This is a genomic window from Pseudomonas marginalis, from assembly GCF_001645105.1.
GTDB lineage: Bacteria > Pseudomonadota > Gammaproteobacteria > Pseudomonadales > Pseudomonadaceae > Aquipseudomonas > Aquipseudomonas petroselini.
Window position 1 is genome coordinate 85,308 of sequence record NZ_LKEG01000025.1, and the last position, 26,955, is coordinate 112,262.

Annotated in this window: 21 protein-coding genes; 14 read left to right on the forward strand and 7 right to left on the reverse strand. The window is 62.6% G+C overall.

The features are described 5' to 3' along the window. Positions 1–250: 250 nt before the first annotated feature. The 3 genes from AO064_RS04540 to AO064_RS04550 are packed head-to-tail and all read right to left on the reverse strand — an operon-like array spanning position 251 to position 4,294. Positions 251–1,591, reverse strand: a complete 1,341-nt coding sequence (locus AO064_RS04540; RefSeq protein ID WP_064052561.1) for a c-type cytochrome — start codon at positions 1,589–1,591, stop codon at positions 251–253. Between the two features lie 16 nt (positions 1,592–1,607). Then, positions 1,608–3,839, reverse strand: a complete 2,232-nt coding sequence (locus tag AO064_RS04545) for a xanthine dehydrogenase family protein molybdopterin-binding subunit (protein WP_064052562.1) — start codon at positions 3,837–3,839, stop codon at positions 1,608–1,610. Then, on the reverse strand, positions 3,839–4,294 hold the full coding sequence (locus AO064_RS04550) for a (2Fe-2S)-binding protein (protein ID WP_046035403.1): 456 nt from the start codon (positions 4,292–4,294) through the stop codon (positions 3,839–3,841). The genes AO064_RS04545 and AO064_RS04550 overlap by 1 nt, the downstream gene beginning before the upstream one ends. Before the next feature lie 392 nt (positions 4,295–4,686). On the opposite strand from AO064_RS04550, the gene AO064_RS04555 reads away from it, so the two are divergent. Continuing rightward, a complete protein-coding gene (locus AO064_RS04555) occupies positions 4,687–6,594 on the forward strand; it encodes a methyl-accepting chemotaxis protein (protein WP_375232536.1) in 1,908 nt (635 codons plus the stop codon). Positions 6,595–6,668: 74 nt separating this feature from the next. Beyond that, positions 6,669–7,454, forward strand: a complete 786-nt coding sequence (locus AO064_RS04560) for a FadR/GntR family transcriptional regulator (protein WP_012723502.1) — start codon at positions 6,669–6,671, stop codon at positions 7,452–7,454. Here AO064_RS04560 and AO064_RS04565 read toward each other — a convergent pair. Then, entirely contained in the window at positions 7,409–8,224 is an 816-nt protein-coding gene (locus tag AO064_RS04565; RefSeq protein WP_064052564.1) for an NAD-dependent epimerase/dehydratase family protein, read from the reverse strand. The genes AO064_RS04560 and AO064_RS04565 overlap by 46 nt on opposite strands. Before the next feature lie 72 nt (positions 8,225–8,296). Continuing rightward, the gene (locus AO064_RS04570) at positions 8,297–9,022 is read right to left on the reverse strand and encodes an oligogalacturonate-specific porin KdgM family protein (RefSeq protein WP_012723504.1); all 726 of its coding nucleotides are present in this window, start codon (positions 9,020–9,022) and stop codon (positions 8,297–8,299) included. A gap of 347 nt (positions 9,023–9,369) precedes the next feature. Here AO064_RS04570 and AO064_RS04575 point away from each other — a divergent pair, with 347 nt between their 5' ends. From AO064_RS04575 to AO064_RS04620, 10 genes are all read left to right on the forward strand, one after another. After that, entirely contained in the window at positions 9,370–10,524 is a 1,155-nt protein-coding gene (locus tag AO064_RS04575) for a mandelate racemase family protein (protein WP_064052565.1), read from the forward strand. A gap of 71 nt (positions 10,525–10,595) precedes the next feature. Then, positions 10,596–12,206: an ABC transporter substrate-binding protein gene (locus AO064_RS04580; RefSeq protein ID WP_064052566.1), complete on the forward strand. Its 1,611-nt coding sequence runs from the start codon at positions 10,596–10,598 to the stop codon at positions 12,204–12,206. A 40-nt stretch (positions 12,207–12,246) separates the two neighbouring features. Beyond that, on the forward strand, positions 12,247–13,284 hold the full coding sequence (locus AO064_RS04585; protein ID WP_012723508.1) for an ABC transporter permease: 1,038 nt from the start codon (positions 12,247–12,249) through the stop codon (positions 13,282–13,284). A 45-nt stretch (positions 13,285–13,329) separates the two neighbouring features. Next, entirely contained in the window at positions 13,330–14,940 is a 1,611-nt protein-coding gene (locus AO064_RS04590) for an ABC transporter substrate-binding protein (protein WP_064052567.1), read from the forward strand. A gap of 50 nt (positions 14,941–14,990) precedes the next feature. Beyond that, the gene (locus tag AO064_RS04595) at positions 14,991–15,908 is read left to right on the forward strand and encodes an ABC transporter permease (RefSeq protein WP_012723510.1); all 918 of its coding nucleotides are present in this window, start codon (positions 14,991–14,993) and stop codon (positions 15,906–15,908) included. 13 nt (positions 15,909–15,921) lie between these two features. Continuing rightward, complete coding sequence (locus AO064_RS04600; RefSeq protein ID WP_064052568.1) at positions 15,922–16,761, forward strand: ABC transporter ATP-binding protein; 840 nt, start codon at positions 15,922–15,924, stop codon at positions 16,759–16,761. Positions 16,762–16,772: 11 nt separating this feature from the next. After that, positions 16,773–17,549: an ABC transporter ATP-binding protein gene (locus AO064_RS04605; protein ID WP_012723512.1), complete on the forward strand. Its 777-nt coding sequence runs from the start codon at positions 16,773–16,775 to the stop codon at positions 17,547–17,549. A gap of 201 nt (positions 17,550–17,750) precedes the next feature. Beyond that, a complete protein-coding gene (gene kdgD / locus AO064_RS04610; RefSeq protein ID WP_046035395.1) occupies positions 17,751–18,662 on the forward strand; it encodes a 5-dehydro-4-deoxyglucarate dehydratase in 912 nt (303 codons plus the stop codon). 91 nt (positions 18,663–18,753) lie between these two features. Further along, positions 18,754–19,122, forward strand: coding sequence for a 5-carboxymethyl-2-hydroxymuconate Delta-isomerase (locus tag AO064_RS04615; RefSeq protein WP_064052569.1), 369 nt, complete (start codon positions 18,754–18,756; stop codon positions 19,120–19,122). Between the two features lie 40 nt (positions 19,123–19,162). Then, on the forward strand, positions 19,163–20,965 hold the full coding sequence (locus tag AO064_RS04620; RefSeq protein ID WP_064052570.1) for a glycosyl hydrolase family 28 protein: 1,803 nt from the start codon (positions 19,163–19,165) through the stop codon (positions 20,963–20,965). A 79-nt stretch (positions 20,966–21,044) separates the two neighbouring features. Here the strand turns inward: AO064_RS04620 and AO064_RS04625 are convergent, their stop codons facing one another. Then, complete coding sequence (locus tag AO064_RS04625; RefSeq protein WP_012723516.1) at positions 21,045–21,947, reverse strand: LysR family transcriptional regulator; 903 nt, start codon at positions 21,945–21,947, stop codon at positions 21,045–21,047. Positions 21,948–22,053: 106 nt separating this feature from the next. On the opposite strand from AO064_RS04625, the gene AO064_RS04630 reads away from it, so the two are divergent. Both AO064_RS04630 and AO064_RS04635 read left to right on the forward strand, forming a co-directional pair. Then, positions 22,054–23,421: an MFS transporter gene (locus AO064_RS04630; protein ID WP_064052615.1), complete on the forward strand. Its 1,368-nt coding sequence runs from the start codon at positions 22,054–22,056 to the stop codon at positions 23,419–23,421. Beyond that, positions 23,418–24,692 (forward strand): glucarate dehydratase family protein, encoded by a 1,275-nt coding sequence (locus AO064_RS04635; protein WP_064052571.1) that lies wholly within the window; start codon positions 23,418–23,420, stop codon positions 24,690–24,692. The genes AO064_RS04630 and AO064_RS04635 overlap by 4 nt, the downstream gene beginning before the upstream one ends. Positions 24,693–24,746: 54 nt before the next feature. Here AO064_RS04635 and AO064_RS04640 read toward each other — a convergent pair whose 3' ends face one another. After that, complete coding sequence (locus AO064_RS04640) at positions 24,747–26,429, reverse strand: AMP-binding protein (RefSeq protein WP_064052572.1); 1,683 nt, start codon at positions 26,427–26,429, stop codon at positions 24,747–24,749. Positions 26,430–26,955: the final 526 nt, after the last annotated feature.

Sequence of the window (26,955 nt, forward strand, 5' to 3'; positions counted from 1 at the left end):
ACGGTTTAATCGCGATAGCGATTGTCTTCAGCTGAGGTTCAGTTGGACGTTGGCAAATAGCCGTATTTGACCGGTTTTCGTGCGTCTACCGGTTCATCTCGGAAGGCGGAACACGGTACCTGTGGCGAGGGAGCTTGCTCCCGTTGGACTGCGCAGCAGTCCCAGCCTTTTTAAACAAAGTGCTGGGGCCGCTTCGCGACCCAACGGGAGCAAGCTCCCTCACCACAGGTGGCTTTAGGCCTATCGCCCTTTAGCGCATATGCAAAATGATCGGGCTGCTGCTCGCCGGGTCCGTATGCCCGCGCAACTCGCGCACCGCTTTCGCGTCGACCGCGCCACCGTTGTTGCCCCATGTACTGCGCATGTAGGTCAGCACCTGGGCGATTTCCGGGTCGGACAATTGCTCACGAAACGCCGGCATGCGGTAGGCATCTGGCACGCCGGCGGCGACTACGCGTTGTGAGCCGTTGAGCGTGATGTTGATCGCGGATGCACTTTCCTTGGCCAGTGCCGAGGTGGCGCCGGCCAGGGGGGGCATCCATTCCGGCTGGCCCTTGCCGTCGAGGCCGTGGCAGGAGGCGCAGCGCGTCGCATAGGTGTGGGCACCGGGCGTGTCCTGGCCTGCGGTTACCGCCTGATATTGCCACGGCGCGCCGTCACGCTGCGGGTCGCCGGGCAGCGACTTGAGGTAGCGGGCGATGGCGGCCAGGTCGTCGTCCTGCATGAACTGCGTGGAGTTGTTGAAGGCCTCGGTCATCGAGCCGTAGACCACGGCATGGGCGTTGCGCCCGGTCTTGAGGAATTGCACGATCTGCGGCTCGCTCCAGCGGCCCAATCCGGTGTTGGGGTCTTGGCGCAGGCTGGGGGCGTACCAGCCGTCGAGCAGGGCGCCGGCGAGGAACGGCGTTCCGGACTCGTCCAGCGCCTTTTCATTGAACGCCAGGCCGCGTGGCGTGTGGCAACTGCCGCAGTGGCCGGGGCCTTGGACAATGTAGGCACCGCGGTTCCACAGTGCGTCTTGGTCGGGCTTGGCGGCGTAAGGGGCGGTCGGCGCGAACACACCGTTCCACAGCGCGATCGGCCAGCGCAGGTTGAGCGGCCAGGGAATAGCGCTGGGGATATTCGGCTGCTTGGCCGGTTGCACGCCCTGCATGAAAAACGCGTACAGCGCGCGCATGTCGTCGTCGCTGAGCTTCACATAAGACGGGTAGGGCATGGCCGGGTACAGCCGCCGGCCACCCGGCGCGACGCCGTGGCGCACCGCCCGGTCGAAGTCGGCCAGCGTGTAGGCGCCGATGCCGGTGTCCCGGTCCGGGGTGATGTTGGTGGCGTGAATCGCCCCCAGCGGCGTGGCCATCTCCAGGCCGCCGGCGAACGGCGCCTTGCCGGGCAAACTGTGGCAGGCCACGCAATCGCTCAAGCGGGCGACGTACTCGCCGCGACTGACCACTGCGGGCTCGAAGGCGGCGGCCTGTTCCTTTTCAAACGGTGTAGCAGGCTCACGGGTGACATACCAGGCCAGCAGGCCTGCCGCGACCAGGCAGGGCAGCGCCAGCCAGCCTGCGGTTCTTGCGAATCGACGGGTGTTCATGGGCGTTTCCTGAAAGTCAGCTAAAGGTGTGTCGGCTCATGGGCAGGCTGCGAATACGCTGGCCGGTCAGTTGCGCCACCGCATTGGCCACCGCAGGCGCGACGGCGGGCAGCGGCGGTTCACCGATGCCGCCCATCTTTTCGCCACTTTCGACAACCCGTACGTGCACCCGCGCCATGCGCGATGGAGGCAGGATCGGGTAGAGGTCGTAGTTGCGCGCCCGTGGCAGGCCGTTCACGTACACCGCTTCTTCGAGCAAGGTCTGGGATAAGCCCAAGGCCACCGCGCCATTCACCTGCGCTTCGACGATTGCCGGGTTGACGATGCTGCCGGGGTCGATGGCCTGCCAGATATCGTGCACCTTGACCTGGCCGTTTTCGATCGACACTTCCGCGATCACTGCCGCGTGGGAGCCGAACGGCGAAGCCATGGCCACGCCACGCGCACGTCGGCTGCCGTCCTCGGCGGTGAAGGGGCCCCGTTTCCAGCCACCGGACAATTCGCCCACCGCTTGCAGCAGGGTGGTCAGCCGTGGGTTGTCGCGCAGCAGGTGCAGGCGCAGCTCATAGGGGTCGTGCCCGCCTTTGTCCGCCAGTTCATCGAGGAACGCTTCATAGAAGAAGTCATTCAGCGAATTGCCCACCGAACGCCAGTAGCCGAGCATCGCCGGGCCTTTGACGTAGATCTGTGCGATGCGTTTGTTGGGGATGGCGTACGCCTTGCCCGACAAGCCTTCAAGGGCGGTGGGGTCGAGCTTTTCGCCCTGTTTGCCGGCGATGGCTTCGGTCGGGCCTTCGGTGGCGCTCACGGCTTCAATGGCCACCGGCAGGCCTTTGTCATCCAGCGCGGCGCGGAACTTGACCACCGCGACCGGGCGCAGCACATCACGCAGGAACTCTTCCTCGCGGCTCCAGATCACTTTGACCGGACGGCCCACCGCCTTGGCCAGCGCGATGGCCTGCGGATACGGGTTGGCCGAGTCATACAGGAAATGCCGGCCGAAAAAACCACCCAGCAGGGGCGAATGCAGGTTGATTTTCGCCACGTCGAGACCGGCGCGCTTGGCGATGTCGGCACGGAACATGTCCGGCGCCTGGTTGGGCAGCCAGATATCCAGCGTGCCGTCGGCGTTGTAGCGTGCCAGGGCCGATGGCGGCTCCAGCTGGGCGTGGTTGAGGTATTGGTTGTGGTAGGTGGCGTCGACTGTGGTCTTGGCGCCTGCCAAGGCGGCGGCTACGTCGCCTTCGTGTTCGTCGTCGCGGGCCGGGCCTTGTTGGGCGGCGAGAAAATCGCGGAAGCCATCGCTGGAAAAGTCCGCCGGCATCACGCGCACTGTCGAGTCGGACGCCGCTTCCTGCCAGTCGGCCTGGATCGCTTCCACGGCACGCTTGGCGTGCCACCAGCGTTCAGCGACCACGGCCACTGCGCCGGGCAGTACATGCACCGAGTGCACGCCTTTCATGGCTTCGACCTGCGCCTGGTTACGCACGCCGCCCACGGTCATGCCCAGGCGTGGCGCGTGTTGCACGGCAGCGTGGAGCATGCCGTCGACCTTCAGGTCGATGCTGTACAGCGCCTTGCCGGTGGATTTGTCATAGGCGTCCAGGCGCTTGACCGGCTTGCCGATCCAGCGGAACTGGCTCGGGTCGCGCAGGGTGATGCTGGCCGGGTCGGGTACCGGCATGTCGAGGGCGCGACCGGCCAACTCACCGTAGCCCAGCGAGCGGCCGGACGCGGCGTGTACCACCCGGCCCGGCTGGGTGGTCAGTTCGGCCAGCGGTACACCGAGCTGCTCGGCCCCGGCCTGCAGCAACATCGCGCGGGCGAGGGCGCCCAGGCGGCGCATGGTCGGGTAGCTCATGCGCACCGACATGCTGCCGCCGGTAATGCGCATGCCGTTTTCCATCACCACATAAGCTTCGCCGGGCGGAGCGGCCTCGACCACGAAGGTGGCGGGATCGGCGTCCAGTTCTTCGCCGACAATCTGTGCCATGGCGGTGTGCGTGCCTTGCCCGCCTTCCATGAAGGGGCTGAGCAGGCGCACGCTGCCGTCCGGGCGGATTTCCAGGAACGCCGGCACCTGGGTGCCACGTTCTACGGTGGCGGCGGCCTGAACCCTGGCCGAGCCGAGTGGCAAGCCGAAACCGATGACCAGCGCACCCACGGCAGTACTCGCCAGAAAGCGGCGGCGCGACAGGTTGACGGGTTCACCGGATAACAGGTCGAGCAGTTCAGGAGGCGTGTTCATCAGACGCCCTCCTGCTTGGCCAACTCGTCGACGGCCGTGTGAATGGCGTTATACGTGCCGCAGCGGCACAGGTTGATCATTGCGGCGTCGATCTGCGCCTTACTGGGCGCAGGGGTGTGCTTGAGCAGCGCGGTGGCGGCCATCACCTGCCCGGACTGGCAGTAACCACATTGCGCCACCTGGTGCTCGACCCAGGCCGCGACCACGCGCTTGCCCACGTCATCGGTTTCAATGGCTTCAATGGTGGTGACTTCGCGTCCGACCACCCCGGCTACCGGCGTGACGCAACTGCGCACGACATTGCCATCCACCAGCACCGAACAGGCGCCGCATTGGGCCAGGCCGCAGCCGTATTTGGTGCCGGTCAGCCCCAGGTCATCACGGATCACCCACAGCAGGGGCGTGTCGGCGTCGGCGTCGACCTGATAGGTTTTTTGGTTGATGCGTAATTCCATGGCTCACCTGCTCATCATCGGTGGAGGCGGCCATTTTTAGTATTGAGAGTGCGGCGGCCGCTCATTGTCGAACTCTAGACCAGCGCACAAGGGCTATCTATCCGAAATCCGATAAGTCGGAGGATTAGGCAAGTATTCAAGAGGATTGAGCGATGGCTTAAGCGTACGGATCGGCTGCGCTGTTTCTGACCGACTGTTGATCTGGGTCAGTACAAGGCCGATTGGCGCCCATGAGCCGCTGTGGGACAAGGTCGACTCATTTTTATGAGTGATATCATGAAGCCACTATTTTGGCGTGCAGGCGTCAATGTGAACCATGGAAATGAGGCTTCAGGGAAATGCTTAAGAATGCTCCGCTGCGACTGAAACTGTTGTTGATTCTGCTGCTGCCCATGCTCGGGTTCTTGACCTTGGCCGGCGTGTTTGTGGGAGACAACTACAAGACGCTGCGTGAAATGAACACCACGGTCACGGCCAGCGGCACTGCCCAGACGTTAAGCCGACTCATCACCACGCTGCAGCGTGAACGCGGTGCCAGTGGGGTATTCCTCGGCAGTGGCGGCAAGTCCATGGGCGAGCGGATGGCGCAGATGCGCACAGACTCCAGTGCGGCCGTCGCGGTGGTGCGGGGTTTATCGGTGTCAGGCAGCGCGACGTTGGACAGCGTACTGCGGGCCCTGGATCAGCTACCGGCGGTGCGTGCGCAGGTCGATAAACTCGGCATCACCAGCACTGAGTCAGGCGCGCGTTATACCGAAATCATTAACGTGCTGATCGGATACACCCATTCCCTGGAAGCGAGCGTCAACAACGCAACCATTGTCTACGCGCTCGGCGCACTGAACCAATTTATCGAAATGAAAGAACGCGCCGGCCGCGAGCGGGTGCTGCTGGGCCTGGTCTTCAACCAAGGGCATTTCGATGAGGCGCTGCTGTCGCGCTTCAGCCGCAACCTGGGCGAATTCGGCGCTTACTACGATGCGTTCCGGCGCAAGGCACCCACGGCCTCACTGCAACAGTTCGACACGCAGATGCAAAACCCCGCCGCCGTCGACGTCGGCAAGTTGCAGCGCCTGGCGTTCGAGGTGCCGATGGGCCAGGCACTGGGGATCAAACCCGAAGCCTGGTTTGAAACTTCCACCCAGCGCATTGACCTGATGGGCCAAGTGGAAGACGCCCTGAGCCAAAGTGTCAGCAACCTGGCGATGCATGAGCGAGATGACGCCAGCCGCGCCCTGTGGTTGACCCTCGGAGCGGTGGTCGTGGCCCTGCTGGCGGTGGCGGTGTTGTCCTACCTGATTATCCGCATGATCGACTTGGCGGTACGGGACGTAAACCGCGTGCTCAACGACTTGGCGCAACGCGATCTGACGGCGCGGGCGACCTATGAGAGCAAGGACGAGTTTGGCCAGATCTCACGCAACCTCAATCGCATGGCAGAGGAGATCAGTGGGGTGGTGCAGGAAATCGGCAACGCCACCGCACAGGTCGCGACGGCGGCGGAGGAGTCGTCCACGGTGACGATTCAGACCAGTCAGAGCGTCGAGCAACAGCGCCAAAGCACCGAGTTGGTCGCCACGGCGATCAACGAGATGAGCGCCACCGTGCGCGAGGTGGCGCACAGCACAAACGATGCGGCGCAGATGTCGCAACAGGTCAACACCAGCACCACCCAAGGGCGCATCGAGATCGAAAGCACCATCGCGCTGATCCGCCAGCTCTCGGGGCAGGCCGAGCAAACAGCGCTGATCATTGGCGAGCTCAAACACGAAAGCGATGGGATTTCTTCCGTGCTGGACGTTATCCGCGGCATTGCCGAGCAGACCAACCTGCTGGCGTTGAATGCGGCGATTGAAGCCGCGCGGGCCGGGGATCATGGGCGTGGCTTCGCGGTGGTGGCGTCCGAGGTGCGGGTGCTGGCCCAGAAGACACAGGAATCCACCGGAAGCATCCAGCGGATGATCAGCAACCTGCAAACCGGTTCGGACCGCGCGACCACCTCTATGCAGGAAACCTTGGGCAAGGCCCAGGACGGTGCGATCAAGGTCGAGCGTGCGGGGGAGTTGCTGTTGGAGATTGCTGAGGGCGTGGCGCGTATCAGCGATCGCAACATTCAGATTGCCTCGGCGGCGGAGGAGCAGAGTGCGGTGTCGGAGGACATCAATCGCAATGTGAACGAGATTAATGACTTGGTTATTCAGGTGAGTGCCGGGGCAGAGCAGACGGCGGTCACCAGCCAGGAATTGGCACGTTTGGCCGAGCATCAGCAGCGTCTGGTCAATCGTTTCAAGGTGGCGTAAGGGGCTGCTATGTTGTCGTACAACCGCTTGAGCTATGATGAGGGTTCATTCGCAAACCGAGAATAACGCGCCCGATGGACTACCCGAACGTCCAACCCAGTGCACGTCGAAAGCACCGCAGCATGGCCGAGGACCTGGTGGCCGAGTTATCTCGGCGCATCCACGCCGGCGAGTTGGCGTGTGCGACCAAACTGCCAACCGAGTCGCAGGTCATGCAGGAGCATGGCGTCAGCCGCACGGTGGTCCGCGAGGCGATTTCGCGCCTGCAGGCGGCGGGGCTGGTGGAAACCCGGCATGGCGTCGGGACGTTTGTGTGTGACATCCCGAGCGCGAGTGGTTTTCGTATCGACCCGGCCAGCATTGTCACGTTGGAGGATGTACTGGCGGTGCTGGAGCTGCGCATCAGCCTGGAAGTGGAGGCCGCCGGCCTGGCCAGCCACCGGCGCACCCCTGAGCAGTTGCAGTTGATGCGTGACTCGCTGGATATTCTCCAATCCAGTGCCATCAGTGCCGAGTATGCGGTGGCCGCGGACTTTCAGTTTCACCAGCAGATCGCCCTCGCCACCGGCAACCGCTACTTCACCGACATCATGCTGCACCTTGAGGTGAGCATTATTCCCCGTGCGCGCATGCACTCCACGCGCCAGGCCAACAACGACAAAGAACCCTATGTAGAACGCTTGAGCCGCGAGCACGAGGCGATCTACCAGGCCATCGCGCGCGGCGACTCCGACGCAGCGCGCGCGGCCATGCGCTTGCACTTGTCCAACAGCCGTGAGCGGATGCGCCGGTCTTATGCGGCGGCCAGCGCCGCTCAATCGGTGTCGAACGGCCCGGCTGCGGTGAACGCGCCGCCCTGAAACAGCCGGTCGGGATCGTTCTCGCCAGGCTCCGGCTGGCGCTCGACGGTGTCGCGAAACGCCTCCGAACTGTCCTGCGGGTTAAAGCCCAGGTGCGCTGCGTGGCGGTTGTCCCACCAGGTCGTGCGGTTGGCGGAAACGCCGTAGACCACGGTGTGCCCCACATCACGCGCGAGCAGGGCGCGCTCAATCAAGTGGTCCAGGTCGCGGTAGCTCAGCCAGGTCGACAGCATCCGTCGGTTGCGTGGCTGCGCGAATGAAGAGCCGATGCGCAAACTGACCGTTTCAATGCCATAGCGCTGGAAGTAAAAGCTCGCCAAGTCTTCGCCGTAGGCCTTGGACAAGGCGTAATAGCCATCCGGGCGTCGCTCGCTGTGGGCATCCAGGGGTTGGTCCTGTGTGTGAAAACCGGTGACGTGATTGGAACTGGCGAACACCACGCGCTTGATCCCGTGTTTGCGTGCCGCTTCATAAAGATGAAAGGTGCCGCGGATATTGGCGTCGAGAATCGCTTCGAACGCCCGCTCAACGGAAATCCCACCCATGTGCACGATGGCATCCACGTCCTCAAGCAGGGCGTGCACGGCCTTTTTATCGGCCAGGTCGCAGTGCACGACTTCGTCATGGGCGCCGGCGCTGGGTGTCAGGGGGCTGATGTCGGACGCGCGCACGATATGCGCGTGGGCTTGCAGGGTTTTCCGCAGGATTTGCCCCAGGCCGCCGGCGGCGCCGGTCAACAGAATGCGGTTGAAGGGTTTGGTTGTGGTCACGTTGAATCTTCCTTGTCGAGGTGTAGGCGCGAGCTCGCCACAGCGAACTCGCGACTGCAGTGCCAATAGGCGTTACATGAAGTTGTACTGCACCCCCAGGCGCCAGCGGGCCTGGCGGTCTTCGCTGGTGGCGTTGACCTTCACGTCCCCGATTTCCATGAACGGGGCCCACTCTTTGGTCAGTTTGTATTTGACGATCATGTTCTGTTCGTAATCGCTCTTCTTGTTGTCGTAGCGGATGTAGTCGGTCTTGAAATAGATGTACTGGTATTCAAAGGCCCACTTGCTGGCCGGGGTATAGCCCAGCCAGCCTTCGAAGCGATTGGTGTGCTGGTTGTCCTTGGCGCGATCCGGCATGTCCTCGTTGATCTGGTCGCGGTCGAGCTTCTTTGCGTCCAGTCGATAGCGCGTGGCGACGTAGAACGCGTCGTTGATCTTGTAGTTGTACTTGAGGCCGACCTTGTAGGTTGTCGAGTCCTTCGAACTGTCCATTTGGAACGCCGGGGTCAGGGTCGATTGCGGGCTGAGCTTGTAGTTGTAGCTCACCGTGAACTCGTGGCCGTTGTTGATCATGTTGTCGTAGGCGACGTCTTCACGATCGCCGGCCGTGCGGTATTTCAACTCCCCCTCGAATCCCAGGCCGCTGTCCATGCGGTAGCCGAGTTTGATCCGGTCAGCGTGAGCGCTGTCGTCTTCGGTGAACTGATGGCGGTAGTTGATGTTGGCGGAGTCGGCGTTGACGCAGAAGGGCAGGCCGAGCGCAGTGACAGTCAAAAGCGTGCGTAGGGTGGTGTTCATACGGTCTTCTTTTATTGTTTTTGTTGGAATGTTCTACCGGCCTGACGCCGGCAGTTGTTACGAACCTGTTACGTTTTGCGCGCCGACATACGTTATCGTATGACTATGCGGTGGTCTACGTGTTATCGGTCGTTTTGAAACACTTGGTTACAAATATGCGCAATGAATACTGGGTTATTCTCGTGCCTTGTTATTTTTAGTTGTCTTTAAAAGCGAGGGATTTCGGGGGTTTTAGTGAGATTTGTGTCGCGGAGTGGTTGGCTTTTCAAATGTTGTACGATGACCTATGATCATTCTCAGCAGGCGACGCTCCTGTCACAAATTCAATAAGAAGGCTAAAGACGTCCATGAGAATTACCGCAGTCAACGTCCAGGTGTTTTCCTACCCGACTCGCCGCGCAGTAGACAGTGCCGGCCACGCCCATCCCGGCGAAGTCGCCCAGGCCAAGATGGCCCTGTTGCGTATCCAGACCGAGGAGGGCACCGAGGGTTACGCGTTCGGGCCGCCGGAATTGATCCGCCCTTATGTGCTCGATGGGTTTGTGCGCAAGGTGCTGGTCGGGCAGAACGCTTTTGATCGAGAAAAAATCTGGCACGACCTCGCGCACTGGCAGCGCGGCAGTGCCAGCCAGTTGACCGACCGCGCGCTGGCCTTGGTGGAGCAGGCCTTGTGGGATTGGGCCGGGCGCAAGCTGGGCGTGCCGGTGCACAAACTGATCGGCGGTTTTCGTGACAAGGTTCCGGCCTACGGCTCGACCATGTGCGGGGATGAATTGCCCGGCGGCCTGGCCACGCCCGACGACTATGGGCGGTTTGCCGAGACCCTGGTCAAGCGCGGCTACAAGGCGATCAAGTTGCACACCTGGATGCCGCCTGTGTCCTTCGCCCCGAGCCCGCGCATTGACGTCAAAGCCTGCGCGGCGGTGCGCGAGGCGGTGGGTCCGGACATCGCGCTGATGCTCGACGGCTATCACTGGTACAACCGAACCGACGCCCTGTATATCGGCCGCGAGCTGCAGAAGCTCGATTTCGCCTGGTTCGAAGAACCGATGATGGAAGACTCCGCCGAATCCTATGCCTGGTTGGCGGGCCAGTTGGACATCCCGGTACTGGGCCCGGAAACCCTGTCCGGCAAACACTTGAGCCGCGCCAGCTGGGTGAAGAATGATGTGTGCGACATCCTGCGTGCCGGGGTGGCCGGCGTCGGCGGTATCGGCCCGTGCCTGAAGGTGGCGCACATGGCCGAGTCGTTCGGGATGGATTGTGAAATTCACGGCAATGGCGCGGCCAACCTGGCCGTGGTCGGTGCGATCAAAAACTGCACCTGGTACGAGCGTGGGTTGCTGCACCCGTATTTGGATTACGACGAAGTACCGGCCTACCTCAAGCGCCTGGTCGACCCGATGGACAGCGATGGGTTTGTACACTTGTCCGATTTGCCGGGCCTGGGCGAAGACATTGATTTCGAATTTGTCGAGGCCAACACGCTTAACCGCTTTTGATGTGAACTGAGGTGTCCCGGCCACGGCCGGGACACCCACGAGCCCTATAAATATAAGAAAGGCGTTTTACTATGAGCATTCTTCCTTCGCTGTGGGCGCGGGTGCTGGCGGCGACCCTGGTGGTTGGCGCAGTCCCTGTGGTGCAGGCCAAGACCCCGGCTGATCAGTTGATCGTCGGCATGAGCATGATCAATCTGCTGTCGCTGGATCCGGCCGCGGCCACCGGGCTGGATGTGTCGGAGATCAATGCCAATCTCTATGACATGTTGCTGGTGCAGGACGTGGCCAGGCCCGACCAATTGGTGCCGGCACTGGCCGAGCGTTGGCAGGTCAGCGATGACCGCAAGACCCTCACTTTTAACCTGCGCACCGATGTGAAATTCCAATCCGGCAACCCGCTGAGTGCCGATGATGTCGCCTGGTCATTGCAGCGGGTGCTCAAGCTGAACCTGGCGCTGGCTTCCACCTGGAAGGCCTATGGCTTCAGCGCCGACAATGTCGAGCGCTACATGCGCGCCACCGACCCCAACACCTTCGTGATCGAACTGCCACGCCCGACCGACCCGCAGCTGGTGCTCAACACCCTGGCGACGTCGCCCAGTGCGTTTATCCTCGACCGTAAAACCGTGCTCGAACACCAGAAAAACAACGACATGGGCGCCGCCTGGCTGGTCACCCACGCGGCCGGCAGCGGCGCGTTCGTGCTCAACGACTGGCGCGCCAACGACGTGATTCTGATGACCCGTTTCGACGGCTACTGGGGTGGCCCGGCCAAACTCAAGCGGATCGTCATGCGCAACATGACCGAGTCCCAGTCGTTGCGCCTGATGATCGAGCGCGGCGACCTGGACATCGCCAAAGGCATGTCCGCACCCGATATCCAGGCCTTGCAGGGTAACCCCAAGGTACGCACCCAGACCCTGCAGCGCGGCACCTTGTATTACGTGGCGTTGAGCGTGAAGCAGCCGATGTTCGCCGACGCCCGCGTGCGCAAAGCCGTGCGTTCGCTGATCGATTACCAGGGCATCAACCAGACGGTGATGCCGCACTACGGCCTGATCAACCAGCGCCCACTGCCGCTGGGCCTGGCCGCGCGCCTGCCGGACCCGGGCTATCGCCTGAACGTCGAGGAAGCCAAGGCGCTCCTGGCGCAGGCCGGCTACCCCAACGGTTTCAAGACCACCATTCGCGTGCTGGCCGAGCCGCCGTTCATCAATATCGCCTCCAACCTGCAATCGACCCTGGCCCAGGCCGGGATCGAAGCCAGCATCATCACCGGCACCGGCAACCAGATCTACGGCGCGATGCGTGAGCGCAGCTTCGACATCATCGTCGGCCGCGGCGGCGGCGGGGCCGAGCGCCACCCGCATTCCAGCTTGCGTACCCTGGTGTACAACCCGGACAACCGTGACGAAGCCAAACTGAGCAACTTCCAAGGCTGGCGCACCTCGTTCTACAGCCCCGAGTTGAACCAGTTGATCGAACGTGCCGAGGTCGAGCCCGATGGCGCCAAGCAACTGGCCCAGTACCGGCAGGTCCAGCAACTGCTCGACGAGCAAGTGGGCGCGATCCTACCGGTATCCCAGATGACCGACACCGTGCTGGTCTACAGCGACGTGACGGATTTCCAGGGGCACACGGCCGCCACTACCCGCTACAAGGACGTCTACAAGACGCGCTAAGGCCGCGCATCCTCGGATGCCGACTGCACAGGAGCTTCCCATGTTTGTTATGACTGCCTCGGTAATGGGCGCTCGCGCGTCCAACACAGCCCGGCGTGCCGGTACGGTCCTGGTGACCTTGCTCGGCCTGCTGGCGCTGACGTTCATCATCGGCCGGGTCATGCCGCTCGACCCCGTGCTGGCGGTGGTCGGGCCGGACGCCGACAGCTCCACCTACGACCAGGTGTACCGGGCCATGGGGCTGGATAAGCCGATCTGGACGCAGTTCGGCCTGTACCTCAACGACCTGTTGCACGGTAACTTCGGCAACGCACTGTTGACCGGCCACCCGGTACTGGATGACATCCGCCGGGTGTTCCCCGCGACCATCGAACTGGCGACCCTGGCGATCCTGTTCGGCATCGTCATCGGCCTGCCGCTGGGCGTGTGTGCCGCCAGTAACCAGGGGCGCATGGGCGATCACGTGGCGCGGGTCATCACCTTGTTCGGCTATTCCACGCCGATTTTCTGGCTGGGCATGATGGGCTTGCTGGTGTTCTACGCCTGGCTCGGTTGGGCCGGCGGTGCAGGGCGCATCGACCTGGCGTACGACGGCATGGTGCCCGACGTGACCGGCCTGTTGCTGATCGACACGGCGCTCGCCCGCGACTGGGAGGCCTTTACCAGCGCCTTGCGCCATATCGTGCTGCCGGCGCTGATCCTGGGGCTGAATTCGGTCGCTTACATCAGCCGCATGACCCGCAGCTTCATGCTGGAGCAGCTGTCCCAGGAGTACATCATCACCGCTCGCGTCAAAGGCTTGTCCCGGCGCCAGGTGGTGTGGGGCCACGCTTTTCGCAACATCCTCGTGCAGTTGCTGACGGTGGTGGCCCTGGCCTACGGCTCGCTGCTCGAAGGCGCCGTGCTGATCGAGACCGTGTTTGCCTGGCCCGGTTTTGGCCAGTACCTCACCAGCAGCCTGATGCTGGGGGACATGAACGCGGTGATGGGGTGCGTGCTGGTGATCGGCTTGATCTTTGTCGCGCTCAACCTGATCAGCGATGCCCTCTACAAAGTGTTCGACCCGCGCACCCGTTAAGCGCTTCGCAGTACCGATAAAACTATAAAAAGAAGGATTCTTTCAATGACGACTGCATTTTCAACACTGCGCCTGAGCCTGCTGGCGGCCGCACTGGCGCTGGGCCCGATGACGCTGGCCCAGGCCAAGACCCCGGCCGATCAACTGATCGTGGGCATGAGCATGGTCAACCTGTTCTCCATCGACCCGGCCAACGCGCCCGGCCTCGACGCTTCCGGGGTCAACGCCAATCTCTACGACACACTGATCAAGCGCGACCAGGGCAACCCGGAAAAGCACCTGCCGCAACTGGCCGAACGCTGGGACATCAGCGAAGACGGCAAGCAAGTGACCTTTCATCTGCGCCAGGACGTGAAGTTCCACTCCGGCAACCCGCTGACCGCCGAGGATGTGGCCTGGTCGCTGTACCGGGTGATGAAACTCAATTTCGGCCTGGCCACCACCTGGAAAGCCTACGGCTACAGCGTTGAGAATATTCAGTCGCTGATCCGCGCCACGGATGCCCACACGCTGGTCATCGACCTGCCGCAGACCATGGACCCGCTGCTGCTGGTGGACTCGCTGGCCATCTCGCCGAGCGCCGTGGTGGTGGACCGCAAGACCGCCCTGGCCCACGAGAAAAACGGTGACCTGGGGGCCGGTTGGCTGGTGACCAATGAGGCGGGCAGCGGCCCCTTCGTGCTGACCAAATGGAGCGCCAACGACTCGCTGTTGCTGACCCGGTTCGACGGCTACTGGGGCGGGGCGGCCAAGCTCAAGCGTGTGGTGGTGCGGCATATGACCGAGTCCCAGTCGCTGCGCCTGATGCTTGAGCGCGGCGACCTCGACCTGGCGTATGGCATGGCCGCACCGGACATTCGCGCCATCGACGGCTCGGACAAGATCCAGGTGCAGTCATTGCCGCGCGGCACGATGTACTACGTCGCCATGAGCATGAAGCAACCCGAGTTCGCGAAGGCCCAGGTGCGTGAAGCAGTGCGCAACTTGATCGACTACAAGGGCCTGGATGAGCAGGTGATGCCGTATTACGGCACGCTCAATCAGCAGCCGATGCAGTTGGGGTTGGCGGCGCGTTTGCCGGATCCGGGCTATCACATGGATGTGCCGAAGGCGAAAAAGCTGCTTGCCGAGGCGGGGTATCCCGAGGGGTTCACAACCACTATCCGCACGCTGTCGGAGCCGCCGTTCATTGATATCGCCGCGCGCCTGCAAGCGACATTGGCCGAAGGCGGGATCAAGGCGAGCATCGTCACCGGCACCGGCAACCAGGTCTACGGCGCGATGCGGGCGCGCAATTTCGAGATCATTGTGGCGCGTGGGGCTGAGCGTTATCCCCATCCGTATTTCAGCCTGCGCACGTTCGCCTATAACCCCAACAACAGTGATGACGCCGGCTTGCCCAACTTCCAGGGCTGGCGCGCCTCGTTCTTCAGCCCGCCGCTCAACAGCCTGATCGACAAGGCCGGCGTGACGCGTGACGCGGCGCAGCGCATCAGCCTGTATCACCAGGCGCAGACCCTCTATGACCAACAGGTCGGGCCGATCCTGATGATCTCGCAAATGACCGACACCGTGGTCAGCGCCGCCGACGTCAAGGGCTTCAGCGGTGACGACGCCGAGGCCACCCGCTACCTGGGTGTCTACAAGGCGCGCTGAGTCGGGCCGGGTACGCCCGGCACTCCTGAATTCACACAGAGAACATGCTGATGAATGCCAACCTGTCTTCGATTGATTCCACCCTGAAGCGGCGGGCCGAGCGTACGCCCGGCTCCAGCTTCGATGCCTTGTGCAAGAGCGGCGTGCGGATTTTGCGCCACCTGTTGCGTAACCCCATGACCCTGGCCGGCCTGCTGGTGGCGTTGCTGCTGATCGTGGTGGCGGCGTTCGCGCCGTGGATCGCCACGCATGATCCGGTCGCGCAGAACCTCGCCAACGCCTTGCAGGCACCGGGCGCAGCACATTGGTTCGGCACCGATGAATATGGCCGGGATATTTTCAGCCGGCTGGTCTACGGCTCGCGCATCACCTTGTACATCATTGCGTTGGTTACGGTGATCGTCGGCCCCATCGGCCTGTTTATCGGCACCGTGTCGGGCTACTTCGGCGGCGCCGTGGATACGGTGTTCATGCGCCTGACCGACATCTTCATTTCCTTCCCCAGCCTGGTGTTGGCCCTGGCGTTTATCGCCGCTCTCGGCCCTGGCCTGGAACACGCCGTGGTGGCGATTGCGTTGACCTCCTGGCCGCCCATCGCACGCCTGGCGCGGGCGGAAACCCTGTCGCTGCGCAATGCCGATTTCGTTGTGGCCGTGGAGCTGCAAGGGGCGTCGCCGGCGCGGATTATCCTGCGCCATATCGTGCCGATGTGCCTGTCGTCGGTGATCATCCGCCTGACCATGAACATGGCCGGGATCATCCTCACGGCGGCAGCCCTGGGCTTCCTCGGCCTGGGCGCGCAGGCGCCGCTGCCGGAGTGGGGCGCGATGATTTCCACCGGGCGCCGCTACATGCTCGAGTGCTGGTGGCTGGTCGCCGTGCCGGGGGCGGCAATCATGTTGGTCAGCCTGGCATTCAACCTGTTGGGCGACGGCCTGCGGGACATTCTTGATCCGCGTAGCGAATAACGGAGCCACACCTATGTCCGCCATCAAATTGAACGTCGAAGGGCTCAACGTGCGCTTCTTCAATGGCCAGAAAGAAACCCATGCCGTGCGCGATGTGTCGTTTGCCCTGGGCCGCGAAAAGCTGGCGATCGTCGGCGAGTCCGGTTCGGGCAAATCCACGGTCGGCCGCAGCCTGCTCAAGCTGCACCCGCCGAGCGCGAGGATCAGCGCCAAAGCCATGGCGTTTGGTGAGGTCGACCTGCTCTCGGCCAGCGAAAAAGCCATGCAGAAGATTCGCGGCCAGCGCATTTCGATGATCATGCAAGACCCCAAGTATTCGTTGAACCCGGTGGTCAAGGTGGGCGACCAGATCGCCGAAGCCTACCTGGCCCACCACAAGGCCAGCCGCAGCGAGGCCCGTGAGCGGGTCATGCAGATGCTGGAGCAGGTGCATATCCGCGATCCAAAGCGGGTCTACAACCTCTACCCCCACGAAGTCTCGGGCGGCATGGGGCAGCGCATCATGATCGCGATGATGGTCATCACCCGCCCGGAGGTGATCATTGCCGATGAACCCACCTCGGCCCTCGACGTCTCGGTACGCCAGCAAGTGCTCAGCGTGCTGGAAGAGTTGGTGGAGCAGCAGCAGATGGGCCTGATCTTCGTCAGCCACGACCTCAACCTGGTCCGCAACTACTGCGACCGCGTGCTGGTGATGTACGCCGGACGCGTGGTGGAATCCCTGGCGGCGTGCGACCTGCAATACGCCGAACATCCCTACACCCGTGGCCTGCTGGCCGCATTGCCAAGCATGGACAACCGCCGCGTGCACCTGCCGGTGCTCCTGCGCGACCCGCTTTGGCTGACCCACTGAGGAACCTGACCATGCCCATGATCCAAGCCCACGCGCTCAACCTGAGTTTCGGCACCGGCGCGAGTCTCAATCACGTGCTGCACGATGTCAGCCTCAGTGTTGCCGACGGCGAATCCTTTGGCCTGGTGGGGGAGTCCGGTTCGGGCAAGACCACCGTGCTGCGCTGCCTGGCCGGGCAATACCGGCAGTGGAGCGGTGAGCTGAGCATTGCCGGCGCACCGCTGCAACACAAGATTCCCAAGGCGCATTTTCGCAAAGTGCAGATGGTCTTCCAGGACCCCTACGGCTCCTTGCACCCGCGACACACCATCGATACCGCCTTGCGTGAACCGTTGATTATCCATGGGGTAGGGGACAAGGACGACCGGATCGACGAGATCCTGCGCAAGGTCGGCCTGAATGACAGCTTCCGCTTCCGTTACCCGCATCAATTGTCCGGCGGCCAGCGTCAGCGCGTGGCCATCGCCAGGGCGCTGATCCTTGAGCCTCGCGTGTTGTTGCTGGATGAGCCGACCTCGGCCTTGGACGTTTCCGTGCAAGCCGAAATCCTCAACCTGCTCACCGACCTGCGCGCGCAGGAGAAGCTGACCTACCTGATGGTGACGCACGACCTGGGGGTGGTGACGCACCTGTGCGACCGCGTAGCGGTGATGCAGCAGGGGCGGATTGTCGAACTCCTCGACAGTCAGGGCCTGAGCCAGGACCTGGCGGCACACGACTATACGCGGATGCTGGTGCAGGCCAGTCGAGACTTCAGTCAGGCGTCCGAGCGGCGTCAAGCCAGTTAGTAAAAGCAAGGTCATCGTACAACATGGTCATTGAGTTGCTGGGCGTACTTCTGTGCGTCCGGCATTAATCAGCATGTTTTATTGATGATTACCGCAAATTACCGTTAGGTGAAATATCTCGTTGGCTTAAGTATTTATATAGTTGTACGATGACGTACCTCTTAAGGTATCCCTTCATTTTCGATCTGAGGTTTGCGAACCATGACGCCACAAGAACTAAAAACAGTCCTGTCTTCCGGCTTGCTGTCGTTCCCTGTTACTGACTTTGACGCGGCCGGTGACTTCCGCGCCGACACCTATGCCCGCCGCCTGGAATGGCTGGCGCCGTACGGCGCCAGCGCGCTGTTCGCCGCTGGCGGCACCGGGGAATTTTTCTCCCTGGAAGCCAAGGAATACACACAGATCATCAAGACGGCCGTCGACACCTGCAAAGGCCAGGTGCCGATCCTTGCCGGGGCAGGGGGCCCGACCCGCCAGGCCATCGCCTATGCCCAGGAAGCTGAGCGCCTGGGCGCCGCCGGGATTCTGCTGATGCCCCACTACCTGACCGAAGCCAGCCAGAAAGGCTTGGTGGCCCACGTTGAGCAGGTGTGCAACTCGGTGGATTTCGGCGTAGTGGTGTACAACCGCAACCTGTGCCGCCTCAACGCCGACAGCCTGGAGCAATTGGCCGAGCGCTGCCCTAACCTGATCGGCTTCAAGGATGGCATTGGCGAGGTCGAGTCGATGGTGTCGATCCGTCGCCGCCTGGGTGATCGCCTGACCTACCTCGGTGGGCTGCCGACCGCCGAAGTCTACGCGGCGGCCTACAAGGCCCTCGGCGTGCCGGTGTACTCCTCGGCGGTGTTCAACTTCATCCCGAAAACTGCCATGGATTTCTACCGCGCCGTCGCTGCCGACGATCACGCCACGGTGGGGCGCTTGATCGATGATTTCTTCCTGCCGTACCTGGCCATCCGTAACCGCTGTGAAGGCTACGGCGTGAGCATCGTCAAGGCAGGCGCACGCCTGGTCGGCCACGACGCCGGCCCGGTGCGCGCGCCGCTGACCGACCTGTTGCCTGAAGAAGTGGAGCAACTCGACGTGCTGATCAAGGCCCTCGGCGCCCAATAAAGCCACTGCGAGGCTCAACTGTGGGCGCTGTCGAGCCCCGCTTGCATCACTGAAGCTCGACGGCGTCCACAGTCCACCATGAGGATCCACCATGCCCCATTGCATCATCGATTGCCCTGCCACCCTGGCCCAGCGCATCGGCGAACACACCCTGTTGACCACCGTACACGATGCCCTCGACAGCTTCGGCCTATTCAAGCCGGGCGACATCAAAGTGCGACTCAACGGCTTCACCCATTACCGCTGCGGTACGACGCAAGACGACTTCGTGCATGTGGCGCTGTACCTGTTCGCCGGGCGCAGCGCCGAGCAACAACGCAGCCTCGCTTCGGCGACACTGGGCGCCCTGATCGAAGTGCTGCCGCAGGTTGAAGCGCTGTCCATGGATGTGCGGGAAATGCCTCGAGAGACCTTCGTCAATCGCAGTCAATACCTCGAAGAAGCCGGGCGGCAGGCTTAACGCCCTCGGTGTGATAACCGGCAAAAACAAGGAGAACAACATGCCGCATCAACCCTCGCAAAAAACCTCGACCCGTTGGCTGCTGGCCATCGCGGCCCTCGGTTGCAGTCCGCTGTCATGGGCGCTGCAGGCACCGTCCAAGCTGCAAGTGCCGACCCTGGCCTATGACGACCAGCAGATCATCCTGGTCTGGGAAAAACCCCTCGCGCATGACGGCATCAAGGACTACCGGGTCTACGCCAACGGCGCCTTACTGGGCAGCGCCAACGCCAACAACGACCAAGTGTCGCCGGCCAAACCCTACATTGACCATTTCTACCAACAGGACCGGGCGAACTTTCACCATCGCATCGGCATTCACAGTTACACCGCCCAAGGCCTGAAGCCGGACACCCAGTACCGGTTTACCGTGCGCTCGGTCGACAGCAGCGGCAAGGAATCGGCCGACAGTGCCGCCGTGCTGCAACGCACCACGCCGGTCCCGGTGGTGTTCGACGTGAAGCACTATGGCGCCAAGGGCGACGGTATTCATCTCGACACCCTGGCGATCCAGCGCGCTATTGATGCCTGCACGGTGGGCGGCAAAGTGTTGCTGCCCAAAGGCACCTACAAAAGCGGGGCGCTCTACCTCAAGAGCAACATGACCCTGGAGATCGCTGACGGCGCGACCCTGCTGGGTTCCGAGCGCGCCGAGGATTACCCGCTGGCGGGGTATATCCAATACCCGTATTCCAGCACCGTGCGTCCGGCCTCGCTGATCAACGCACTGCCGCGCGATCCGCGTCAGCACCAAACGTTCGAGAACATCCGCATCGTCGGCAAGGGCACCCTCGACGGCAACGGCTGGAAGCGTAACGCCGATGTACGCGACGAGCGCGGGCAAACCCTGCCGTTCTATGTGCCGAGCGACAACACGCGCTACCTGCAGGATGGCCTGCTGGCCAAGGCTCAAGTGGAGCAAGCGGTGGCGCGGGGCATGAACGTCAAGGACGCCTACGGGCAGATGCGCTCTTCGCTGATCACCCTGCGCAACGTGAAAAACGTGTTTTACGGTGGCTTTACCGTATTGAACCCAGCGTTCCACGGCATCATGAACCTGGAGACCGAAAACGTGGTGCTGGCCAACACCACCCACACCACGTATGACGCCAACAACGGTGACGGCATCGAGTTCGCCAACAGCAAGGGTGCGATGGTGTTCAATAACTTCTTCGACACCGGCGATGACTGCGTCAATTTTGCCGCCGGCACCGGGGCCGACGCGGTGCACCAGCGGCCGCAGGAGGTTGCGTGGATCTTCAATAACTACTTCCGTAAGGGCCATGGCATGGTGGTTGCCGGCAGCCACACCGGCGCCTGGATCCAGAACATCCTGGCCGAAGACAACGTGTCCGACGGCACCGATGCCGGGTTGCGCATGAAGAGCACCAACTTCATGGGCGGCGGCGCGCGCAACGTGACATTCCGCGACTCGGCGATCCGCAACACCGTCAAGCAGGCGTTCATTTTTACCCTGGATTACAACGACCCGAACGCCAAGCTCGACTACCAACGCTCGACGGTGGCAGGGCAGTTCAAGGACATCCGCGTCAGTGATGTCAGCGTCGAGAATGCCCAGGGCGCTGCGATCGAAGTCAAGGGCGACGCCCAGCACAATGCCTATCATCAGGGCCTGGTGTTCGAGCGCGTGCGGTTCAGTGGCGCGGCCAAGGCGCGCATTGACGGGTTGAAAGACTCGCGCTTCGACCACGTGGTATTCAGCCAGACCGGGGCAGCCAACCCTTGGCAGGTGAGTGACAGCCATGGGTTGGTGTTTGAGGCCGTGCAGCCGCCGCCGCGTTGACCTGTCTGCCGCGCGTGACGTTGACCCGGTGACTGCCCTTGCCCGACGCGTGCAGCACCGGGGCGTCGGGCGTGCGCAGTCAGTCTGCCCAGCCGTCGCGCACGGCGTTGCGAATCCCGTCCAGCAACATCGCAAACGCCGGGTTGTCATTGTTCTCGCGCCAGATCAAGTGCAGCTCGCTCTGTGCCCCTTCGCCCAGGTCTATATCGCGGAACACCACGTTCTTGAACACCACGCTGCTGGCGCAACGCGGCACCAGCGCCAGGCCCATGCCGGCGTTGACCAACGCCAGGATGGTCAGGGATGAGCCCAGCCACTGCACGTACTCCGGCGCAACGCGTGCCGAGCGCAACAGGCCGGTCAGCAGTTCGTTGAACGGCGGGTAGGCCGAGTGGGCGTACATCAGGAAGGGCTGGGCGTCCAGGTCGTGCACGCTGACCGTCTCGGTATTGGCCAGCCGGTGGCTGCTCGGCACCGCCAGCACGAAGGGTTCGCGCACCAGGCATTCGGTGGCATACCCCGGCTCCAGCAACGGCGCGCGGACGATACCCAGGTCGATGCGGCGGGCGCGCAGGGCTTCGTATTGCTGGTAGGTGTTCATTTCCGCCAGGTCGATTTTGACGTGGGGCTGCTTGAGCCGCGCCTCGGCGATGACCCTGGGCAAAAACTCATACACCGCACTGCCGACGAAGCTGATGTTCACCGTACCGATATCGCCCTCGGCGAAGCGGCGCGCGGTGACGGCCGCTTGCTGGGCGCGCTCCAGCAGGTTCTGCGCCTCGATGAAAAACGCCCGGCCGGCGGCGGTGAGTGCCACGCTGCGAGTGGTGCGGGTAAACAACTCGACCCCCAAGTGATGCTCGAGCAATTGGATCTGCCGGCTGAGGGGCGGCTGGGTCATGTTCAGGCGTTCGGCCGCGCGCCGAAAATTCAGCTCGGTGGCCACGGTGGTGAAGCAGCGCAGTTGAGTCAGCTCGAACATTGATCTAATCCCGGTATCAATCGAATGCCAAGTTAGATTAGACGGGAACAATCTCTGGCGTCCATGCTTCAAGCGTCCCTAAAACAATAATGAGTGGGAGTTGCCCTTGGATACCCTCCAGAATCCGCCAGACCCTAACGTGCTCGCCCGCGCGGCCGCCAAGGTCAAGCGTCATGTCCTGCCGTTGTTTGTGGTGATGTTCATCGTCAACTACATCGACCGGGTCAATATCGGCTTTGTGCGCAGCCATTTGGAGACCGACCTGGGCATTGGTGCGGCAGCCTATGGCCTGGGTGCCGGGTTGTTCTTCATTGGCTACGCGATCTTCGAAGTGCCCTCCAACCTGCTGTTGCAGCGCTACGGCGCACGGGCCTGGCTGACGCGCATCATGTTCACCTGGGGCGCGGCCGCGATGGCCATGGCCTTCGTCAAAGGTGAAACCAGTTTCTATATCCTGCGCTTTGTCCTTGGCGCTGCCGAAGCCGGGTTTTTCCCCGGCATCATCTACTACTTCACCCAATGGCTGCCGGCGGCCGAGCGTGGCAAGGCGATGGCGATTTTCCTCAGTGGTTCGGCGATTGCATCGGTGATTTCCGGGCCGGTGTCGGGGGCGCTGCTGCACGTCAACGGCTTGAGTCTGCATGGCTGGCAGTGGATGTTCCTGATTGAGGGCTTTGCTTCCATCCTGCTCTGCGGGTTTGTGTGGTTCTGGCTGCAATCCCATCCGCATCAGGCGAAGTGGCTCAGCGACGAAGAAAAACAGGCGCTGGTCAGCGCCATCGACCTTGAACAGCAGGCCCGTGAAGCGTCCCAGGCCACCCGGCCGTCGATGTTCAAGTTGCTGGCGGACAAACAGATCGCGCTGTTCTGCTTTATCTACTTTTCCATTGCCCTGACCATTTACGGCGCCACCTTCTGGCTGCCCAGCATGATCAAGAAAATGGGCGATTTGGGCGACTTCCAGGTGGGCCTGTTCAACTCGATTCCGTGGTTGATTTCCATCGTCGCCATGTACGCGTTCGCCGCCCTGGCCAGCAAGTGGAAACATCAGCAGGCGTGGGTTGCGCTGATGCTGGTGATCGCCGCCTTCGGCATGTTCATGTCCACCACCGGCGGGCCGGTGTTTGCCTTTATCGCCATCTGTTTTGCCGCGATTGGCTTCAAGGCCGCCTCTGCCTTGTTCTGGCCGATCCCCCAGGGTTACCTGGATGCGCGGATCGCGGCGGCGGTGATTGCCTTGATCAATTCGGTCGGCAACCTGGGCGGCTTCGTCGCACCCACCACCTTCGGTTTGCTGGAGCAGACCACCGGCTCCATCGAAGGCGGGCTGTATGGCCTGGCCGCCACATCGCTGGTGGCGGCGGTGGTGGTGTTTTTTGCCCGTACCGCACCGAGCGGCGCAGTGCCGCCTACGTCCACACCGACTACTCACCCACACGCCTTGCGTCCAGGCCCACAGGGAGCCGCCTCTTGAAAATCGTCCGCGTTACCGTCACACCTATCGCCTTTCGCGACCCACCGTTGCTCAACGCCAGCGGTATCCACGAAGCCTACGCACTGCGCTCGATCATCGAAGTCGAGAGCGACACCGGCTACATCGGCCTCGGCGAAAGCTACGGCGATGCCCCGGCGCTGGCGATCCAGCAGCAGGTGCAGCCGCAACTGATCGGCCTGGACCCCTTCAACCTCAACGGGCTGCGCGCCATCGTCCAAGCCACGGTGGCCGCGCACAAACCCGCGAGCCTCAGCGGCGCGGAACTGGCGCCGGGCTCCCATGCCAGCAAGGCGGTGAGCAATGCCTATTCGGCGTTCGAAGTGGCCTTGCTCGACCTCCAGGCTCACGCCTTGAACGTGCCGCTGGTGGACTTGCTCGGTGGGGCGATCCGCGACCGGATCCCGTTCAGTGCCTACTTGTTTTTCAAGTACGCCGAACACATCGACTCGCCCTACAAGCCCGATAGCTGGGGCGAAGCGCTCAACGAAGAGCAGATCGTCGCCCAGGCCCGGCGGATGATCGACGCCTATGGCTTCAAAAGCATCAAGCTCAAGGCCGGAGCCCTGGAGCCGGAACATGAAGTGCGCTGCATCAAGGCGCTTAAAAAGGCTTTCCCCGGTGTGCCGCTGCGCATTGACCCGAATGGCAACTGGTCGCTGCAGACCTCGATTCGCATGGCTGAACTGCTCGGCGATGACCTGCAGTATTACGAAGACCCGACCCCCGGCCTGGAGGGCATGGCCGAACTGCACACACGTACGGGCTTGCCCCTGGCGACCAATATGGTGGTCACCGACTTTGACGAGTTCCGCCGCAGCGTGGCCCAGGACAGCGTGCAGATCGTACTCGCCGACCATCACTACTGGGGTGGCCTGCGCGACACTCAAGCGTTGGCGAAAATGTGCCAGACCTTCGGCCTGGGCGTGTCGATGCACTCCAACTCACACCTGGGCATCAGCCTGATGGCGATGGCGCATGTGGCCGCGTCGGTCCCCAACCTCGATTACGCCTGCGACACCCATTACCCCTGGCAGGAACCGGACGAGGAGGTGATCAAGGGCGGCAAAGTGCCGATTGTCGATGGCTGTGTGACGCTCACCCGCGCGCCGGGGCTGGGCCTTGAACTTGACCATGATCAACTGGGCAAGCTGCATGACCAGTACCTGAGTTGCGGCATCCGCCAGCGCGATGACGTGAAACAGATGCAGCGTTACCAACCGGATTGGAAGACCGTCAAACCGCGTTTCTGAAGCTGGTCGCTTCACTTTGCCCGGCGATGCCTTGTGAGGTCGCCGGGCTTTTTTTCAGCCAAAATCTTCCTCGAAATGTTCCTGCTCGCCGCGTGTATCGCTCTGGCGGCGCAGCACCTCCATCTGGCGCAGTTCCACCCGGCGGATCTTGCCGGAGATGGTCTTGGGCAGTTCACTGACGAACTCGATACGCCGCACCCGCTTGTAAGGCGCCAAATGCTCACGGGCGAAGGCCAGGATGTGCTGGGCCAGTTCGGCGCTGCCGGGGGCATCGTGGGCCAATATCAGGAACGCCTTGGGCACCGCCAGGCGCAAGGGATCGGGGCTGGGCACTACGGCAACTTCCATCACTGCTGGGTGTTCGATCAGCGCGCTCTCCAGTTCGAAAGGGCTGATGCGGTAGTCGGAAGCCTTGAACACATCATCCGCGCGGCCCACGAAGGTGATGTAGCCGTCGGCGTCGATTTGCGCGGTATCGCCGGTGCGGTAGTAGCCGTCACGCATGACCTCGGCGGTTTTTTCCGGGCTGTCTTCGTAGCACAGCATCAGGCCGAGCGGGCGTACGTCCAGGGGCAGGGCGACTTCGCCCTCAGTGCCGGGGTTGCCATCGGGATCGAGCAAGGCCACTTGGTAGCCCGGCAACGGGCGGCCCATGGAACCGGGCTTGAGCAACTGGCCAGGGGTGTTGCCCACCAGCGCGGTGGTTTCCGACTGGCCAAAACCATCGCGCAGCGGCAAGCCCCAGGCCTGCTGGATCTGTTCGATGATTTCCGGGTTCAGCGGCTCGCCGGCGCCGACCAGTTCGCGCAGGCTCAGGCGCGGCTTGTAGCTGGCCAGGTCTTCCTGGATCAACATGCGCCACACCGTGGGCGGCGCGCACAGGCTGGTCACGCCGTAGCGTTCCAATGTGCTGAGCAGGGTGGGGGCGCTGAAACGCGCGACGTTATGGATAAAAATGCACGCGCCGGCATTCCACGGCGCGAACAGGCAGCTCCACGCGTGCTTGGCCCAGCCCGGCGACGAGATATTCAGGTGCAGGTCACCCGGTTGCAGGCCGATCCAGTACATGGTCGACAGGTGCCCCACCGGGTAGCTCTGGTGGCTGTGCAGCACCATCTTCGGCTTCGACGTGGTGCCGGAGGTGAAATACAGCAGCATCGGGTCGGTGGCCAGGGTGCGGCCTGCGGCCTCGAAGTGTTCGGGGTATGCAAAGGCGGCGCTGTGCGCGACCCAGCCGGCAGGCGCCGAACCCACGCAGATGCGGCTGCAACCGTCCGCCAGGCCGGCGAACTTGCTGACATGCGCCTCGCCGACCACCAAGTGACGCACCTGCCCGCGCTCGATCCGGTCGCGCAGGTCATCAGCGTTCAGCAGGGCCGTGGCGGGGATGACCACCGCCCCAAGCTTGAACGCGGCGAGCATGGTTTCCCACAGTGCCACATCATTGCCGAGCATCAACAGCACGCGATCACCACGCCGCACGCCGAGGGCGCGCAGGTGGTTGGCCACCTGGTTTGCGCGCGCGGCCAGCTGCTGGAAGCTGTAACGCTGCTCGCTGCCGTCTTCTTCGACGATCCACAGCGCATTGGCCGGATTGCCCTCGGCCATGGCGTCGAAATAGTCCAGGGCCCAGTTGAATTCGCCCAGTTGCGGCCAGCGGAAATCCCGTACGGCAGTGGCGTAGTCGGTGCGGTGAGCGAGCAGGAAATCCCGAGCGGCCAGGAAGGGCTGGGTCATGGTGGGTGTCCTTAATTATTGTTGTGGGACTGCCCCTCGGCTGGGCCGAGAGGCTGGACCGAGTATAGGCACGCATAAATCAGAGCAGAACGCCCAAAAATACCCGAGCGTTGTGCAAAAAAGTGATGGGTGTAGTGAGCGGGCTTGCCCCGCGCTGGGGTGCGAAGCAGCCCCAACACCTAGGAGTGATGTTTGTCTGAAAAAATGCGCTGACTGGATCAGGGCCGCTTCGCGCCCCAGCGCGGGGCAAGCCCGCTCACCACAAGAGCTTCCAAAACCACAATGGCAGGTCAGCCCTTGAGTTGCTTCAGGTGCTTNTACCTGAAAAAATGCGCTGACTGGATCAGGGCCGCTTCGCGCCCCAGCGCGGGGCAAGCCCGCTCACCACAAGAGCTTCCGAAACCGCAATGGCAGGTCAGCCCTTGAGTTGCTTCAGGTGCTTGTAGGCTGTCGCCCGCCCCATGCCCAGCTAGAGCTGTTGTAGTGAGCGGGCTTGCCCCGCGCTGGGCTGCGAAGCAGCCCCAAC

Coding starts and splice junctions, on each gene's coding strand:
- AO064_RS04540 (WP_064052561.1), bottom strand. CDS start 1,591: ATGAACACCCGTCGATTCGCAAGAACCGCAGGCTGGCTGGCGCTGCCC.
- AO064_RS04545 (WP_064052562.1), bottom strand. CDS start 3,839: ATGAACACGCCTCCTGAACTGCTCGACCTGTTATCCGGTGAACCCGTC.
- AO064_RS04550 (WP_046035403.1), bottom strand. CDS start 4,294: ATGGAATTACGCATCAACCAAAAAACCTATCAGGTCGACGCCGACGCC.
- AO064_RS04555 (WP_375232536.1), top strand. CDS start 4,687: ATGCTCGGGTTCTTGACCTTGGCCGGCGTGTTTGTGGGAGACAACTAC.
- AO064_RS04560 (WP_012723502.1), top strand. CDS start 6,669: ATGGACTACCCGAACGTCCAACCCAGTGCACGTCGAAAGCACCGCAGC.
- AO064_RS04570 (WP_012723504.1), bottom strand. CDS start 9,022: ATGAACACCACCCTACGCACGCTTTTGACTGTCACTGCGCTCGGCCTG.
- AO064_RS04575 (WP_064052565.1), top strand. CDS start 9,370: ATGAGAATTACCGCAGTCAACGTCCAGGTGTTTTCCTACCCGACTCGC.
- AO064_RS04580 (WP_064052566.1), top strand. CDS start 10,596: ATGAGCATTCTTCCTTCGCTGTGGGCGCGGGTGCTGGCGGCGACCCTG.
- AO064_RS04585 (WP_012723508.1), top strand. CDS start 12,247: ATGTTTGTTATGACTGCCTCGGTAATGGGCGCTCGCGCGTCCAACACA.
- AO064_RS04590 (WP_064052567.1), top strand. CDS start 13,330: ATGACGACTGCATTTTCAACACTGCGCCTGAGCCTGCTGGCGGCCGCA.
- AO064_RS04595 (WP_012723510.1), top strand. CDS start 14,991: ATGAATGCCAACCTGTCTTCGATTGATTCCACCCTGAAGCGGCGGGCC.
- AO064_RS04600 (WP_064052568.1), top strand. CDS start 15,922: ATGTCCGCCATCAAATTGAACGTCGAAGGGCTCAACGTGCGCTTCTTC.
- AO064_RS04605 (WP_012723512.1), top strand. CDS start 16,773: ATGCCCATGATCCAAGCCCACGCGCTCAACCTGAGTTTCGGCACCGGC.
- kdgD (WP_046035395.1), top strand. CDS start 17,751: ATGACGCCACAAGAACTAAAAACAGTCCTGTCTTCCGGCTTGCTGTCG.
- AO064_RS04615 (WP_064052569.1), top strand. CDS start 18,754: ATGCCCCATTGCATCATCGATTGCCCTGCCACCCTGGCCCAGCGCATC.
- AO064_RS04620 (WP_064052570.1), top strand. CDS start 19,163: ATGCCGCATCAACCCTCGCAAAAAACCTCGACCCGTTGGCTGCTGGCC.
- AO064_RS04625 (WP_012723516.1), bottom strand. CDS start 21,947: ATGTTCGAGCTGACTCAACTGCGCTGCTTCACCACCGTGGCCACCGAG.
- AO064_RS04640 (WP_064052572.1), bottom strand. CDS start 26,429: ATGACCCAGCCCTTCCTGGCCGCTCGGGATTTCCTGCTCGCTCACCGC.